At 72.2% G+C, this 15,702-nt stretch carries 14 protein-coding genes and 1 tRNA gene; 10 read left to right on the top strand and 5 right to left on the bottom strand.

All coding sequences use genetic code 11. From position 1 onward, the window contains the following. On the bottom strand, positions 1 to 597 hold a 597-nt coding region (locus E1166_RS23680), incomplete at its 3' end, for a hypothetical protein (RefSeq protein ID WP_132342137.1). A 279-nt stretch (positions 598 to 876) separates the two neighbouring features. On the opposite strand from E1166_RS23680, the gene metG reads away from it, so the two are divergent. Then, positions 877 to 2,679, top strand: coding sequence for a methionine--tRNA ligase (gene metG, locus E1166_RS23675; RefSeq protein ID WP_132342135.1), 1,803 nt, complete (start codon positions 877 to 879; stop codon positions 2,677 to 2,679). 42 nt (positions 2,680 to 2,721) lie between these two features. Here metG and E1166_RS23670 read toward each other — a convergent pair whose 3' ends face one another. Together E1166_RS23670 and E1166_RS23665 are read right to left on the bottom strand one after the other, a co-directional pair. Beyond that, complete coding sequence (locus E1166_RS23670) at positions 2,722 to 3,573, bottom strand: alpha/beta hydrolase (protein ID WP_132342132.1); 852 nt, start codon at positions 3,571 to 3,573, stop codon at positions 2,722 to 2,724. 56 nt (positions 3,574 to 3,629) lie between these two features. Beyond that, positions 3,630 to 4,856, bottom strand: a complete 1,227-nt coding sequence (locus E1166_RS23665) for a hypothetical protein (RefSeq protein WP_132342129.1) — start codon at positions 4,854 to 4,856, stop codon at positions 3,630 to 3,632. Positions 4,857 to 4,938: 82 nt separating this feature from the next. Between E1166_RS23665 and E1166_RS23660 the strand changes: the two genes are divergently transcribed. The 6 genes from E1166_RS23660 (at position 4,939) to E1166_RS23630 (ending at position 11,243) form a co-directional block, all read left to right on the top strand. Beyond that, positions 4,939 to 5,868: a TatD family hydrolase gene (locus E1166_RS23660; protein ID WP_132342126.1), complete on the top strand. Its 930-nt coding sequence runs from the start codon at positions 4,939 to 4,941 to the stop codon at positions 5,866 to 5,868. 31 nt (positions 5,869 to 5,899) lie between these two features. Further along, a complete protein-coding gene (rsmA, locus tag E1166_RS23655) occupies positions 5,900 to 6,769 on the top strand; it encodes a 16S rRNA (adenine(1518)-N(6)/adenine(1519)-N(6))-dimethyltransferase RsmA (RefSeq protein ID WP_132268862.1) in 870 nt (289 codons plus the stop codon). Positions 6,770 to 6,902: 133 nt separating this feature from the next. After that, positions 6,903 to 7,859 carry a 4-(cytidine 5'-diphospho)-2-C-methyl-D-erythritol kinase gene (locus E1166_RS23645; protein ID WP_132342124.1) on the top strand — a complete coding sequence of 319 codons (957 nt, stop codon included), beginning with the start codon at positions 6,903 to 6,905 and terminating at the stop codon, positions 7,857 to 7,859. Positions 7,860 to 8,140: 281 nt separating this feature from the next. After that, positions 8,141 to 9,985, top strand: coding sequence for an ABC-F family ATP-binding cassette domain-containing protein (locus E1166_RS23640; RefSeq protein ID WP_132342121.1), 1,845 nt, complete (start codon positions 8,141 to 8,143; stop codon positions 9,983 to 9,985). A gap of 114 nt (positions 9,986 to 10,099) precedes the next feature. Then, a complete protein-coding gene (locus E1166_RS23635; protein WP_132268854.1) occupies positions 10,100 to 10,555 on the top strand; it encodes a DUF4383 domain-containing protein in 456 nt (151 codons plus the stop codon). Positions 10,556 to 10,724: 169 nt separating this feature from the next. Continuing rightward, positions 10,725 to 11,243: a DUF4383 domain-containing protein gene (locus E1166_RS23630; RefSeq protein ID WP_132268851.1), complete on the top strand. Its 519-nt coding sequence runs from the start codon at positions 10,725 to 10,727 to the stop codon at positions 11,241 to 11,243. A 9-nt stretch (positions 11,244 to 11,252) separates the two neighbouring features. Here E1166_RS23630 and E1166_RS23625 read toward each other — a convergent pair whose 3' ends face one another. Both E1166_RS23625 and E1166_RS23620 read right to left on the bottom strand, forming a co-directional pair. Next, positions 11,253 to 11,930: a TetR/AcrR family transcriptional regulator gene (locus E1166_RS23625; protein WP_132342118.1), complete on the bottom strand. Its 678-nt coding sequence runs from the start codon at positions 11,928 to 11,930 to the stop codon at positions 11,253 to 11,255. 149 nt (positions 11,931 to 12,079) lie between these two features. Next, positions 12,080 to 13,039, bottom strand: a complete 960-nt coding sequence (locus tag E1166_RS23620) for an acyl-CoA desaturase (RefSeq protein WP_132342115.1) — start codon at positions 13,037 to 13,039, stop codon at positions 12,080 to 12,082. Positions 13,040 to 13,163: 124 nt separating this feature from the next. Here E1166_RS23620 and E1166_RS23615 point away from each other — a divergent pair, with 124 nt between their 5' ends. The 3 genes from E1166_RS23615 to glmU all read left to right on the top strand — a co-directional run. Further along, positions 13,164 to 14,021 (top strand): helix-turn-helix domain-containing protein, encoded by an 858-nt coding sequence (locus E1166_RS23615; protein WP_132342113.1) that lies wholly within the window; start codon positions 13,164 to 13,166, stop codon positions 14,019 to 14,021. Positions 14,022 to 14,036: 15 nt separating this feature from the next. Next, a tRNA-Gln gene (locus E1166_RS23610) sits at positions 14,037 to 14,108 on the top strand. 173 nt (positions 14,109 to 14,281) lie between these two features. Then, on the top strand, positions 14,282 to 15,702 hold a 1,421-nt coding region (gene glmU / locus E1166_RS23605), incomplete at its 3' end, for a bifunctional UDP-N-acetylglucosamine diphosphorylase/glucosamine-1-phosphate N-acetyltransferase GlmU (protein ID WP_243710489.1).

Below are 15,702 nucleotides of genomic sequence, written 5' to 3'. Positions count from 1 at the left end.
GGTGTCGACGTACGCGGTGTCGTCGTCGGGACCGGTCATCCGGGCCGCAAGCGACGCACCGTCCCCGCCCCGCCCCTCCGGCACCCCGCTGATGCGTACGCCGTGGACACGGAACCGTTCCCGGTCGGCGGTGAAGATCCCCCGGCACCGCTGGGTCAGGCCGCCCCCGGAGCAGTCCGTGACCACCACGGTCCCGGTCGTGGCGTGCCCGACCGCCAACCAGAACGGGCCGGCGCTGACCCAACCGAAGAAGGCGGCGACCAGGCTCAACGCCAGCAGTGTCGCCAGTCCGCGTACCGGGTCCGGAGGATGCGGGGCACGGGGCGCGCGGGGACGGGCAGGCGCGGCTGGCGGCTTCCGGGCCTGCTTCGACTCCTCCCGCAGCGGCGTGCCGTCCCAGTGCACCTCCTCGATGGAAGGCCAGAGGAACCCGCCGTCGTCGGCCGTGCGCGGGTCGCGATCGGCTTCCGCGCGCTGCCCGCGCGGCCGGCGGACCGGAACCCGGCGTGGCACCGCGTCGACCGGCGCGCCGGTGGTCGGTTCCACCTCGGCGGGCGAATTGTCCGGCCCGGAGGCCACCCGCGGCTGCGGTGCCACCGTGCCCCCGCATCCGCCCGAACCGCTCGCCGGTCGCGGGACCGGCCCGGTTGGCGCCCTCGCCGGGTCGGACCGGACCGGCTCCGGGGTGCCGGGGGAGGGCTCGTCGTGTCCCGCTTGTCTCGCCGCCACGGCGTTCATTGGACACCGTGGCCGCGCGGTCGGGGCGCAGCTCAGGCCGCGTGTCGGTGACGAATCGGACGAGCGTCCGGCCGGTGGGCGTGGGACGCGCCCTATTGGTTCGCGGACGCCCCGGCCCGGTCACTAGGCTTGCTGGTCATGAGTCACGTTCTCGCCGCGGTCGCCTGGCCCTACGCCAACGGCCCGCGCCACATCGGCCACGTCTCCGGATTCGGCGTTCCCTCCGACGTCTTCGCCCGGTACATGCGGATGGCCGGTCACGACGTGCTCATGGTCTCCGGCACCGACGAACACGGCACTCCGATCCAGGTGCAGGCCGACGCGGAGGGGGTCACCCCGCGCGAGCTGGCCGACCGGTACAACCGGGTCATCGCCGAGGACCTGAGGGCGCTGGGCCTCTCCTACGACCTGTTCACCCGCACCACCACCCGCAACCACTACGCGGTCGTGCAGGAGGTCTTCGCCGGGCTGCACCGCAACGGCTACATCGTCCCCAAGGTCACCACCGGCGCGATCTCCCCCTCCACCGGCCGGACCCTGCCCGACCGCTACATCGAGGGCACCTGCCCGATCTGCGGGTACGACAGCGCCCGCGGCGACCAGTGCGACAACTGCGGCAACCAGCTCGACCCGGTCGACCTGCTCAACCCCAAGTCGAAAATCAACGGTGAGACGCCGGAGTTCGTCGAGACCGAGCACTTCTTCCTCGACCTGCCCGCCCTCGCCGACGTGCTGCGCCAGTGGCTGGACACCCGCGAGGGCTGGCGCCCCAACGTGCTGCGCTTCTCGAAGAACCTGCTCGACGACCTCCAGCCCCGGGCCATCACCCGCGACCTGGAATGGGGCGTGCCGATCCCCCTCGACGGCTGGCAGGACCGGCCCGACAAGCGGATCTACGTCTGGTTCGACGCCGTCATCGGCTACCTGTCCGCCTCGATCGAGTGGGCCCGCCGCACCGGCGACCCGGAGGCGTGGCGGAAGTGGTGGTCCGCCGACGGGCCGGGCAAGACGGCCCAGGGCTACTACTTCATGGGCAAGGACAACATCGTCTTCCACTCGGTGATCTGGCCGGCGCTGCTCAGCGGCTACTCCGGCGAGGGCTCCCGGGACGGCGCCCCCGGTGAACTGGGCCGACTCAACCTGCCCACCGAGGTGGTCTCCAGCGAGTACCTGACCATGGAGGGGCGCAAGTTCTCCTCGTCCCGCAAGGTCGTCATCTACGTCCGCGACTTCCTGGAGCGCTACGACGCCGACGCCCTGCGCTACTTCATCGCCGTCGCCGGCCCGGAGAGCAACGACACCGACTTCACCTGGGCCGAGTTCCTTCGCCGCAACAACGACGAGCTGGTCGCCGGCTGGGGCAACCTGGTCAACCGGTCCATCTCGATGGCGGCCAAGAACTTCGGGGCCATCCCGCCGATCGACCCGGCCGGGCTCACCGAGGCCGACGAGGCACTGCTGGCCACCGCCCGTGCCGGCTTCGCCGTCGTCGGCGACCTGATCGCCCGGCACCGCCAGAAGCAGGCCATCGGCGAGGCGATGAAGGTCGTCGCCGAAGCCAACCGGTACCTGTCGGAACAGGCCCCGTGGAAACTCAAGGACGCTGACGACAAGCCGCGGATGGGCACCATCCTGCACGTCGCGCTCCAGGTGGTCAGCGACGCCAACACGCTGCTCACCCCGTTCCTGCCGCACTCCGCGCAGCAGATCCACGAGCTGCTCGGCGGCACCGGGGTGCACGCGCCGATGCCGGTCATCGAGGAGGTCGACGACCTCGACGGCGGTCCGGCGTACCCGGTGCTCACCGGCGACTACACGGTCGGGGCACGCTGGGAGTCGGTACCGGTGGAGGCCGGCCGACCGCTGGCCGCGCCCAAACCGGTCTTCCGCAAGCTCGACCCGTCGATCGTCGACGAGGAACTGGCCCGGCTGGCCGGCTGACACCGCCCGGGCGGGCGCGCCGCGCCCGCCCGGAAACGGTCGTCAGGCCCCGGCCATCGCCGGGGCGCCCAGGAACTCCATGATCGCCTGATTGACCTCGCCGGCGTTGGTCCAGGGGATGCCGTGCGGTGCCCCCCGCAACGGCACCAACGTGGCGGTGGGCAGCAACGGCTGCAACCGCTGCCCGGTCACCTCGTACGGCAGCACCCGGTCGGCGTCGCCCTGCACGATCAGCGCCGGCACGTCGATGCGCGGCAGGTCGGTGCGGAAATCGGTCAGCCAGGCGTTGACGCAGTCCAACGTCCCCTTCGCCGACGCCTGCGCCCCGATGTTCCAGTGCGCCCGGAACGCCTCCTCGCTGACCAGCTTCCCCTTGTTCTCCTCCCAGTTGAAGAAGTTCTGGCAGAACTGGGTGAGGAAGGCGAACCGGTCGTCGCGGATGGCCTGCTGGAACCCGTCGAACAGGCCCTGCTCCACCCCCTGCGGGTTGTCCGGCGTCTTCAGCAGGAACGGCGCCAGTGGGGCCAGCAGCACCACCCGGTCCACCCGCTGCGACCCGTACCGACTCAGGAAGCGGATCACCTCACCGGTGCCCATCGAGTGCCCGACGAGCACCGCGTCGCGCAGGTCCAACTCCGCCATGATCATGTCGAGGTCCGCGGCGAAGGTGTCGTAGTCGTACCCCGTGGCCGGCTGGCTGGACGCCCCGAAACCCCGCCGGTCGTACGTGATCACCCGGTAGCCCGCCGCCAGCAGCGGCCCGGTCTGCTTCTCCCACGTCGCGCCGTTGAACGGGAAACCGTGGATCAGCACCACCGGCCGGCCGGCCCCATGGTCCTCGTAGTACAGGTCGATGGGCGCGGAGTTCTCCGCGCCGACGGTGATGAAGGGCATCGGCTCTCCCGGTCGTAGGGGTCACGGACGAGCGCGCTTTCCCGACCCGCCCCGGCTTATGCCAGCGGGTACGGCACGTCCATCACCCGGTCGTCGGTGACCTCCGCCCCCGGTGCCCACACCTCGTACACCCCCCGCTCCTGGCACTGCGCGCCGGTGGCGGCCACCGCGTCCGGATCCGGGGCGCACAGCCGCAGCCGCAACCAGCCCGACTCCTCCCGCAACACCTGGCAGCGTGCGCCCCGCCACTGTGCCAACCGCAGTCGGCGGGCCACCCACTCCACCGGGTACCGGGTCGCCCGGGTCATCGCCAGCACCCGGAACCCGCCCGGCAGATCCGCCACCGCCTCGTACTCGCCGCCCGCGTACCCGCCAACCAGCTGGGTGGAGCGGGGCAGGTCGCCGGCGGGCAGGTACTCCTGGTCCGGGGAGAGCCCCGGCACCCCGGCCAGCAGGTGCCGGAACCGCGGGCCGACCATCCGCAGCCAACCCCGCTGCTCCGCCTGGTAGCGGTAGAGCACCACCTCCACCCCGTCGGTGGTGTACGCCAGCAGGGTCGCGTTCGCCGGCAGCGGCAGGTCGGTGAAGTCCCGGGTGACGAACTCGGGGATGAGCTGCCCACTGCTTGGCACGAACCCGGTGCCCAGCACCGGCGGACCCGCCCGGTCCCGGGACGGCAACGCCGGCAGACCCCGGTGCGCCGGGCCCACCGGCACGTCGTAGTCGGTCGGATCGACCGCCCGCCAGTGCAGCGCGTACGCCACGTCGCCGGCCGCCGCGCCGTCGCCGCGCAACACCGCCAACCCCGACGGGGTGCGCAGATGCGCCACGTCGTGCTCCCGGAAGCAGAAGCCGTGCGGCAGCCAGCCCCGCACCACTGCGGCGAGCTGCCCGGTGGAGAGCACCTTCACCATCCGGGTGCCCCGCCGCACCACCGCCGAGGCCCGTACCGCCACCAGCGTCGGATCCCCCGCGGCCGACGGCTGCTGGCTGAGCTGGTGCACGTACGACCAGCCCCGCTCCCGGTGCAGCGGCACCAGCAGCGGCGACTCCGGATCCTCGGCCGGTTCCGTCGCGCCGAGCACCGCACCCACCTCCGTGACGTGCGCGAACCGCCGCCACGGCAACGTCGACCCGGCCCGGGGCGCCCACTCGAAACCGGGCACCTCCTCGGCACTGCGCAGCTCGTACGCCGCACCCCGGGCGATCTCCTCCGCCGGGTACGTCGCGCCCCCGAACGTCACGTGCAGTCCGGTGCCGCGAGCCTGGGGGGTGACGGACATCCTGCGGACAGTAATCGCGCTCGATGGCAGCCGGGTGAACAGTTCATGGCGTCCCGGAGACGCCACCGCCGGACGGTGTGTGATGCTGGCCGAGATGAGTGAGCGCACCGAATCCCGCAAGCAGCGCGCCGCCCGCCGGGCCGGGGAGTTCCCGCCCGTCCCGGAGCCGCTGCCCCGCCCCGTGCTGGACAGCCACACCCACCTGGACATCACCGTCAGCGAGGCCGGCGCGCCGCCCCGCCCGCCCGCAGCGGAGCAGCCAGGAAGCGCCGGGTCCGCCGACGACCCGGTCGCCGCCGCGATCGAGGTGGCCGCTGGCGTCGGCGTGGACCGGCTGGTCCAGGTCGGGGTCGACGTCGGCTCATCCCGCTGGAGCGCCGACGCGGCCGACAGGTACCCGGCGGTGCTGGCCACCGTGGCGCTGCACCCGAACGAGGCGCCCCGCCTGGCCGACCTGGACGAGGCGCTGCGCCAGATCGAGACGCTCGCCGCCCGGGACCGGGTGCGCGGCATCGGCGAGACCGGCATGGACTTCTTCCGCACCGGCGACGAGGGACGCGCCGCGCAGGAGGAGAGCTTCCGCGCGCACGTCGCCATCGCCAAGCGGTACGGCAAGGCACTGGTCATCCACGACCGGGACGCACACGCCGACGTGCTGCGCGTCCTCGACGACGAGGGTGCCCCCGACACGGTGGTCCTGCACTGCTTCTCCGGCGACGCCGACTTCGCCCGCGAGTGCGTCCGCCGCGGCTACCTGCTCAGCTTCGCCGGCACCGTCACCTTCGGCAGCGCTGGCGCGCTGCGTGCGGCCGCCGCCCTCACCCCGCTCGACCAGATCCTGGTGGAGACCGACGCGCCGTACCTGACGCCGATGCCGCACCGGGGCCGGCCGAACGCGTCGTACCTGATCCCGCTGACGGTCCGGTCCCTGGCCGCGACCACGGGGGCCGACCTGGACGAGCTGTGTGCGGCGATCTCCGCCACCGGCGACCGGGTCTTCGGCCCGTGGTGAGCGGGTCCGGCCCCGCCGCTACGCTACGGGCGTGACCGGACTCCTCGGCCCGGCGGAGATCCGGGAACTCGCCGCCCGGCTCGGGGTGCACCCCACCAAGAAGCTCGGCCAGAACTTCGTGCACGACCCGAACACGGTCCGCCGGATCGTCACCGTCGCCGGGCTCACCCCGGACGACGTGGCGCTGGAGGTCGGCCCCGGCCTCGGCTCGCTCACCCTGGCCCTGCTTCCGGTGGCTGCCCACGTGCACGCCGTGGAGATCGACCCGGTGCTGGCCGGCGCGCTGCCGCAGACCGCCGCCCGGCATGCCGGCGGCGACGCCGCCCGGCTCACCGTGCACCACGCCGACGCCCTGCGGGTCACCGCCGCGGAGCTGGCCGACCCGGCGCCGACCGCGCTGGTGGCGAACCTGCCGTACAACGTCGCCGTGCCGGTGGTACTGCACCTGCTCGCCGAGCTGCCCAGCCTCCGCCACGGCCTGGTGATGGTGCAGAAGGAGGTCGCCGACCGGCTGGTCGCCGGTCCGGGCTCCAAGGTGTACGGCATCCCGTCGGTCAAGCTCGCCTGGTACTCCCGGGCCCGCGCCGCCGGTCGGGTGCCGCCGAACGTGTTCTGGCCGGTGCCGAACGTCGACTCCGGGCTGGTCGCCTTCACCCGCCGTGACCCGCCCCGCCCCGACGTCGCCCGGGAGGCTGTCTTCGCCGTCGTCGACGCCGCCTTCGCCCAGCGCCGCAAGACGCTGCGCGCCGCCCTGGCCGGGTGGGCCGGCGGCGCGGACCGGGCCGCCGCCGCGCTCACCGCAGCCGGGGTGGACCCCGGGGCGCGCGGGGAGTCGCTCACCGTGGAGCAGTTCGCCGCGATCGCCGCGTCGGCTTCCGCCCCCGCCGACGCCGCGCAGTAGGCTGGCGCCGTCCCACCACGCGTGTACGCGTACGACCGTTCGACGGCGGGTGCTGGCCGGCCGTCGACTCCGCCGAGGAGCTGATCGTGGAGAAGCCGTTCGACATCCGCCTGCGTCCGCGGGATCTCGCCCCGTGACCGAGGCCTGGCGACCGGACGACGAGGACGAGCAGCGGCGGCGGGGCGCCACCGGGCCGGTCAAGGTCCGGGTGCCTGCCAAGGTCAACCTGCATCTCGGGGTGGGGCCGCTGCGTCGCGACGGCTACCACGAGCTGAACACCGTCTATCACGCGATCTCCATCTACGACGAGCTCACCGCCCGACGGGGTGACACGCTCACCCTCACCATGGAGGGTGAGGGCGCCGGTGAGCTGGCTCTGGACGACTCCAACCTGGCGATCCGGGCGGCGCACGCCCTCGCCGGGTACTCCGGCGTCATGCCGCACGCCCGGCTGCACCTGCGTAAGCAGATCCCGCTCGCGGGCGGGCTGGCCGGCGGCAGTGCCGACGCCGCCGCCGCCCTGGTCGCCTGCGACGCGCTCTGGGGCACCGGCCTGTCCCGGGACGAGCTGGCCGGCATCGCCGCCGACCTCGGTTCCGACGTGCCGTTCCTGATCCACGGCGGCACCGCCCTCGGCACCGGTCGGGGCGAGGCGGTCAGCCCGGTGCTGGCCCGCCCCACCTCCTGGCACTGGGTGGTGGCCATCGCCGATGGTGGGCTGGCCACCCCCGCCGCCTACCGGGAGCTGGACCGGCTCCGCGACGTGGGCACCGCCGGTGAGCCGCTGGGCAGCACCGACGCGCTGCTCGCCGCGCTGCGCCAACGCGATCCCCGGGTGCTCGCCGCGACCCTCGGCAACGATCTGCAGGACGCCGCGTTGGCGATGCGCCCGTCCCTCGCCGACACCCTGAAGGCCGGTGAGTCGGCGGGCGCGCTCGCCGGTCTCGTCTCCGGTTCGGGGCCGACGTGCGTCTTCCTCGCCGCCGACGCCGCCGACGCGCAGCGCCTCGCGGGCGAGTTGACCGCGGCCGGAGTGTGCCGGCAGGTGCGGGTGGCTCATGGCCCGGTCCCCGGCGCCCGCGTCATCTGACGCAGCCCGCCTGCCTGCTCCACGCCCGTGCCGGCACGTCTCGGTCCGTCGGCCCCGCCCTCTTGATCGACTCCGCCTGCGCCAGGTCGGGCTGTCCGGCCGCGCTGATAGCGCAGGATGCCGCAAGCTGAGTCGATCACGAGACGAACAGGGGTCCGGCGCGGGGCGATCAAGGGAACGGGCCGAGGCCGGGGCGCGGGCCGCGCTCCGCGTACCCTTGAGGCCGGGCGTCCTGAGGTGCCAGCCGGCACCGGGACGCCCTGATCATGGGAGGTGAGGTCGTGGCCAACATCGTCAACCTGGACCGGGTTTCCAAGGGGTACGGCGCCGCCGGGCCGCTGCTCACCGACGTCTCGCTCGGCCTCGACGACGCCGACCGGATCGGTGTGGTCGGCCTCAACGGCGCCGGCAAGTCCACCCTGTTGCGGCTGCTCACCCGGCAGGAGGAACCGGACGACGGCCGGGTCACCCACCGCCGCGACCTGCGCGTCGCCTCGTTGCCGCAGAGCCTGACGCTGGCTGCCGAGGCCACCGTCCGGGACGTCGTCCTCGGCACCGCCTGGCTCGCCGAGAGCATGGGCGCCGAGCACGAGTGGGCCGGCGACGCCGGGGTCCGGGCCATCCTCGACGGCCTCGGCATGCCCCACCTCGGCCTCGACCAGCCGGTCGGCCCGATGTCCGGGGGCGAGCGCCGCCGGGTTGCCCTGGCCGCGCTGCTGGTCCGCGAGGCCGACCTGCTGATCCTCGACGAGCCCACCAACCACCTCGACGTCGGCGGCGTCGACTGGCTCGCGACGTACCTGGTGGGCCGCAAGGGCGCGCTCATCGTGGTCACCCACGATCGGTGGTTCCTCGACGCGGTCTGCACCACCACCTGGGAGGTCGCCGACCAGACCGTCCGATCGTACGAGGGCGGCTTCGCCGCCTGGACCCTGGCCCGGGTGGAACGGGAACGGGTCGCCGCCGCCACCGAGGCCCGCCGGCAGAACCTGCTCCGCAAGGAGATCGCCTGGCTGCGCCGGGGCGCCCCGGCCCGCACCTCGAAGCCGAAGTTCCGCATCGACGCGGCCAACGCGCTGATCGCCGACGTGCCGCCGCCACGCGACACCAGCTCGCTGCAACGGCTCGCCACCGCCCGGCTCGGCAAGCAGGTGTACGACCTGGAACACGTCACGCTGCACGCCGGCCCCAAGACCATCCTCGACGACGTCACCTGGCAGGTCGGACCCGGCGACCGGATCGCCATCCTCGGCCGCAACGGTGCCGGCAAGACCACCCTGCTGCGCATGCTGGCCGGGGTCACCCGCCCCACCGGCGGGCATTTCCGTACCGGCTCGACCGTCCGGCCCGCCTTCCTCTCCCAGGAACTGGCCGAACTTCCCAGCCACCTGCGGGTCCTCGAAGCCGTCGAGGAGATCGCCCGCCGGGTGCAGCTCGGCGACCGGGAGATCTCCGCCGCCCAGCTCGCCGAGATCTTCGGATTCGACGACCGGCGCCTCTGGACCCCGGTCGGTGACCTGTCCGGCGGGGAACGTCGTCGCCTGCAGATGCTGCGGCTGCTCGCCGGGGAGCCCAACGTGCTCCTCTTCGACGAACCCACCAACGACCTGGACACCGACACCCTCGCCGCCCTGGAGGACCTGCTGGACTCCTGGCCGGGCACGATCATCGTCGCCAGCCACGACCGTTACCTGATCGAACGCGTCGCCGACAACGCCTACGGGATGTTCGGCGACGGCCGGCTGGTGCACCTGCCCGGCGGCGTCGACGAGTACCTGGCCCGGGCCGCCGGTGCGGACCGCCTCGGCAAGGCGGCTTCCGGGGCGGACCGCCCCGGCAAGGCCGCCGGGCCGGAGCAACCCAGGGCCAGCGCCGCGCCGGCTCCCACCGAAGCCGGCATGTCCGCCGCGGAAGCCCGGCAGGCCCGCAAGGAGCTGACCCGCCTGGAACGGCAGATCGGCAAGCTGGAGCAGCGGGAGGCGACCCTGCTCGACCAACTCGCCACGCACGCCACCGACTACGCGACGGTCGCCGAACTCGACGCGCAGCTCAAGGAGGTACGCGCCGAACGCGAACAGACAGAGGAGAGCTGGCTGCTCCTGGCCGACCGGATTCCACCGCTCTGAGGGGCCGCCCGGCCCCCCCCGATTACCGACGGGGGCCGTGTGCGGCGTCACAACCCGCGATGCGGGACAATCGTCGACGACCTCTCTCATCCGAACGGCGTTGGAGACTCAGCCATGGCCCATACCCCCGTCAACCACCCCGCGCGGCCGATCTACCGGGCGATCGGCGGGCTCGTTGGTCTGTACTTCGTGGTCTTCGGTGTGCTCGGCGTCCTCGCGAGCCTCGGCAACGACCTCTTCGCCCAGGATGACACCAAGGTTCTCGGCCAGGGCACGAACCTCGCGTACTCGTTGGTCAGCATCGTCGTCGGCGGCGTCGTCCTGGCCGGCATCGCGATCGGCCGCAACATCGACGTGGCGGTCAACCAGTTCCTGGCGTACGCCCTGATGGTGATCGGCCTGGCGTCGCTGGCGTTCATCCAGACCGACGCCAACATCTTCAACTTCACCATCGCCACCGACATCGTGGTGCTGACCCTCAGCCTCGTCCTGCTGATGGCCGGCATGTACGGCAAGGTCGGCACCGACGAGGAGCGGGAGGCCTTCGAGCAGGCCCGCCTGGTGCTCTGACCTCCCGGCCAAACCGGTCCTGATCCCGCTCCGCCATCGGTGGGGCGGGATCAACCGTCTCCGCTGACGTCGCACTCTGGCTGCCGTAGCCGTGGAGGCGATCGCGGGCGCGACGACGGTGCCGTGCCCGCCCGGCCCGGCGGTTCGACGGACACCCGCCCCCGATTGGATGGACAATCCTACTGAAACGGTCAGTTGGGACGGAGGGGTTGTCGTGCACCTACCGGTGAACCATCCGGCGCGCCCGCTCTACCGGGCGCTCGCCGGGCTCGTGGGCCTCTACATTCTCGTCTTCGGCATCTGGGGTGTCGTCCTCACCTGGGGCGACCCGCTGTTCGACCGAGACGCGAACTTCGCCCTGGGACTCCGCACCAACCTGGCGTTCTCGCTGGTCTCCGTGATCTTCGGTGCGGTACTGATCGTCGGGGCGTCCCGCCGCGACAACCTCGGTCACTACATGAACCTGACCGCCGGCGGGATCTTCCTGGTCACCAGCGTGCTGATGCTGGCCGTACTGGAGACACCGGTCAACTTCCTCAACTTCTCCATGTCGACGGTCATCGTGTCGATGATCTTCGGCCTGATCCTGCTCGGCACCGGCCTCTACGACAAGGTCGGCACCGACGAACACGCCGAGGAGGAACGGCGCAACCGCCGGCACCCGGTCTCCGAGGCCGGCACCCGCTGAACAGCAGGCTCAGCCCCGCCGGCGAGTGATCAACTCCGGCTTCGCCTCCAGGTGCGACAGCCCGTTCCAGGCCAGGTTCACCAGGTGCGCGGCCACCGTCTCCTTACGCGGCTTACGCACCTCCAGCCACCAGCGGCCGGTCAACGCCACCATCCCCACCAGGGCCTGCGAGTACAACTCGGCCAGCTTCGGGTCGTACCCCCGGCTGGAGAACTCGGCACCCAGGATGTGCTCCACCTGGTGCCCGACGTCGTTCATCACGCTGCTGAAGTTGCCCGTCGCCGACATCAGCGGCGACTCGCGGACCAGCACCCGGAACCCGCTGGTCTCCTCCTCGATGTAGGTCAGCAGGGCGAGCGCCGCCTGCTCCAACAGCTCATGCGGATGCCCCGCGGTCAGCGCCGTGGTGATCCGGTCCAGCAGGGCGCGCACCTCGCGGTCGACCACCACCGCGTACAGCCCCTCCTTGCCGCCGAAGTGCTCGTAGACCACCGGCTTGGAGACCTTCGCGCGGGACGCCACCTCCTCGATCGACGTGGCGTCGAAGCCCTTCTCGGCGAAGATCTGCCGGCCGATCGAGATCAGCTGCTCCCGGCGCTGCCCCGCCGACATGCGTACCCGCGACGGCGGCTTGGCGGCCCCCGCCGGCACCGTCCGCCGGTGCCCGCCCGCGCTCCCGTCCGTCATGCGTCACCTCGCCGGCGCTCGGTGACGCCCTGTCGTGGGATGATCGTTGCGCAGTGCCCGTCCTCGTCGGCCACCCTGGACATACTGCCAGGCGACTTCAACGGGCACCGCCCGTGCTGCCGGCCGATCCCGGCGGGCACCGGCCGGCGCTACTCCGGTGTGGCCGGCCGAGCCAGCTTCGCCGCGATCCGCTCCGGCTTCGGCCAACGCACGTCCCGGGCCGCACCCAGCCGCTCCAGCAACCAGATCACCCGGGCTGAGACGTCGACCTGACCCCGCAGCACCCCGTGCCGCGCGCTGGTGGGATCGGCGTGGTGCAGGTTGTGCCAGCTCTCGCCGAAGGACAGCAGCGCCAGCGGCCAGAAGTTCGACGCCCGGTCGCCCGGCCGCATCGCGAAGGGCCGCTCACCGTACACATGGCAGATCGAGTTGATCGACCAGGTGACGTGGTGCAGCAGCGAGATCCGCACCAGACCGCCCCAGAACAGCGCGCTCAGCGCCCCCGACCAGGACCACGTCAGCAACCCGCCCATCATCGCCGGCCCGAGCACCGAGACGACCACCAGCAGCGGGAAGAACCGGTCCACCCGCCGGGTGTCGCGGTCGGCGAGCAGGTCCGGGGCGAACCGCGCCCGGTTGGACAACTCCCGACCGAAGAGCCAACCGACGTGGGCGTGGAACAGGCCCTTCACCAGTCCCCGGACGGTCTCCCCGTACCGCCAGGGCGAGTGCGGATCACCGTCGAGGTCGGAGAAGGCGTGGTGCCGGCGGTGGTCGGCGACCCACTGGATGATCTCGCCCTGGACGGCGAACGAGCCCGCCACCGCCAGCGATATCCGCAGCGGACGGGATGCCTTGAACGAGCCGTGGGTGAAGTAGCGGTGGTAGCCGACGGTGATGCCCAGCCCGGACAGGACGTACCAGAAGGCGGCTACGGTGACGTCCGTCGGGCTCAACCAACCACCCCAGGCGACCGGCACCGCGGCGACCAGGGCCAGGAAGGGTACGACCACGAAGGCCCAGAGCGCCACCAGGATGCCCGTGGACTGCGGGCCCTGGGTGAGCGGCTTCGGCCCGGTGCCGGCGGGTTGTGTCAGAGAGGTCAACATGACACCTCGCAGCAGCAGGAAGACTACGCCTACGTCACCGTAACTTAGGCTGCCGGAGCGGTGTGGTGAACAGTTGCCCAGATGAATGAACCCGCTGTCGTACGGGCGTCCTAACCTGCCATGCGTGACCGATCCGACCGCTGACGAGGTGCGCCGGCTGCGGGCCGAGGAGGGGCTCTCCGTCCGCGAGATCCGGGCCCGCACCGGGCTGGGCCGCAACCGCGTGTACGAGCTGCTGCGCGGGGTGCCGCCGCCGCGGTGGACCCGACGGCCCAACGCCAAGGACGAACTGCGTACGCAGGCGCTGGCATTGCGCGGACAGGGCTGCGCGGTGCCGGAGATCGCCGCGCGGCTCGGGGTGAGCCGGTCGACCGCGTACCAGTGGGTGAAGCACCTCCCGCTCGACCGGGACGAGAGCGGGGTGATCCCACGCACCCGCTCGACGGCCGCATCGGACGCTCGCTGGGCCGCGCATCGGGAGGCGCGCGACGCCGCACAGCGTCAGGTCCACCGCGAGATGGCCGCGAGGGTGGGTCCACTGAACGAGCGAGATCTGCTGCTGCTGGGTGCGGCGCTGTACTGGTGCGAGGGGTCGAAGTCGAAGCCGTGGCGGCGCCACGACCACGTCCAGTTCGTCAACAGTGATCCAGGGCTGCTGGCGTTGTTCCTCCGCTTTCTGGAGAGCTGTGGGGTGAGCCGGTCCCTGCCGAGCTACCGGGTCACCATCCACGAGTCCGCCGACGTCGACGGTGCCGTACGTTGGTGGGTCGACACCCTCGGAGTGCCCCCGCAGCGCTTCCGACGCCCGACGCTCAAGCGGCACAACCCCACCACCCTGCGGCGGAACACCGGCGACGGATACCACGGTTGCCTCGTGATCGACGTCCCGCGCAGCCGCGAGCTGTACTGGCGAATCGAGGGTATGATCGCCGAGCTGTTCCGAATTGTCGACAGCGCGGGGTCCCAGATTTATGGGCCGTAAGGTGTTGACAAGCGATGGGGTGTGGGGTAACGGCAACCCGCAGGCCTTTGGAGCCTTGAGCTCCTGGTTCGAATCCAGGCACCCCAGCTCGCCCCTGCCGTTGGCGGGCATGTTTTCGTCGTTTGTGTGACCGAGTGCGGATTGCGGCGCGTGCGTGGTTAGCATGGCCGCGAGACTGTCGCCTTCCCGACGGGAGCCACGTCGTGTCCCAGCCCTACCTCCGTACCGTCGTCGTGCTCGCCGCCGGTGAGGGCAAGCGGATGAAGTCGTCGCTGCCCAAGGTGCTGCATCCGCTGCTCGGCCGTACGCTGCTCGGCCATGTGCTGGCTGCGGCCGCGCCGTTGAACGCGGACCGCACGGTGGTCGTGGTCGGCCACGGCGCCGACCGGGTGCGGGCGCACCTGACCGAGATCGCCCCGGCCGCCACCCCCGTACTGCAGTCCGAGCAGCTTGGCACCGGGCACGCGGTCCGGATCGCGCTGGACGCGGTGCCTGAGGCGTCCGGCACCGTCGTGGTGATCAACGGGGACGTGCCGCTGCTGCGCGCCGAGACGGTCGCCGCGCTGGTGGAGGCGCACGAGGGGGCGGGCGCCGCGGCCACCGTGCTCGCCGCCGAGGTGCCCGACCCGACGGGTCTGGGCCGGATCGTGCGGGACGCCGACGGTCGACTGGAGCAGATCGTCGAGGAGCGCGACGCGAGTCCGGCGCAGCGCGCGCTGCGGGAGATCAACGCGGGTATCTACGCGTTCGACGTGGCCCGGCTGCGGGACGCGCTGGGCAAGCTCTCCACCGACAACGACCAGGGCGAGGAGTACCTCACGGACGTCTTCGGTCTGCTGGTCTCCGCCGGTGAGCCGGTGGGCGTGCACCTGGCCGCGGACCATGTCGAGACGCTGGGCTGCAACGACCGGGTCGAGTTGGCCGGTCTGCGCCGGTTGCTGCGCGAGCGGGTGAACGAGGCATGGATGCGCAGCGGGGTGAGCATCCTCGACCCGGAGACCACCTGGATCGACGTCACCGCGACGGTGGCCCGGGACGCGGTGATCGACCAGAACACGCAGCTGCGTGGCGCGACGGTGGTGGGCGCGGAGGCGGTCATCGGGCCGGACGTCACGCTGGTCGACACCGTGGTGGGGCCGTCGGCGACGGTGTTGCGCAGCCACGCGGTGGGCGCCGAGGTGGGGCCGGGGGCGAGCGTCGGGCCGTACGCGTACCTGCGGCCGGCGGCGCGGCTGGCCGAGGGATCGAAGGTCGGCACGTTCGTCGAGGTGAAGAACTCCGAGGTGGGTGCGGGTGCGAAGGTGCCGCACCTGTCGTACGTGGGGGATGCCACGATCGGCGCGAAGGCGAACATCGGCGCGGCGACGATCTTCGTGAACTACGACGGGGTGAACAAGCACCGCACCACGGTGGGCGAGGCGGCCTTCATCGGCTGTGACACCAGCCTGATCGCCCCGGTCGAGGTGGGCCCGGGGGCGTACGTGGCGGCGGGCAGCGCGATCAGCCAGGACGTGCCGCCGGGTGCACTCGGGGTGACCCGGGCGCCACAGCGGGCCATCGAGGGGTGGGTGGCGCGTAAGCGTCCGGGTACGGTGGCGGCGGCGGCGGCGGAGCGGGCGCGGGCGGCAGGCGGATCGGTGGAGGCCGCTTCCGCAAGTGAAGGTGAGGCAATCCACGGGGG

The sequence above is a fragment of the Micromonospora sp. KC213 genome, assembly GCF_004348325.1.
GTDB lineage: Bacteria > Actinomycetota > Actinomycetes > Mycobacteriales > Micromonosporaceae > Micromonospora.
This window is presented reverse-complemented; position numbering and strand designations above follow the sequence as displayed.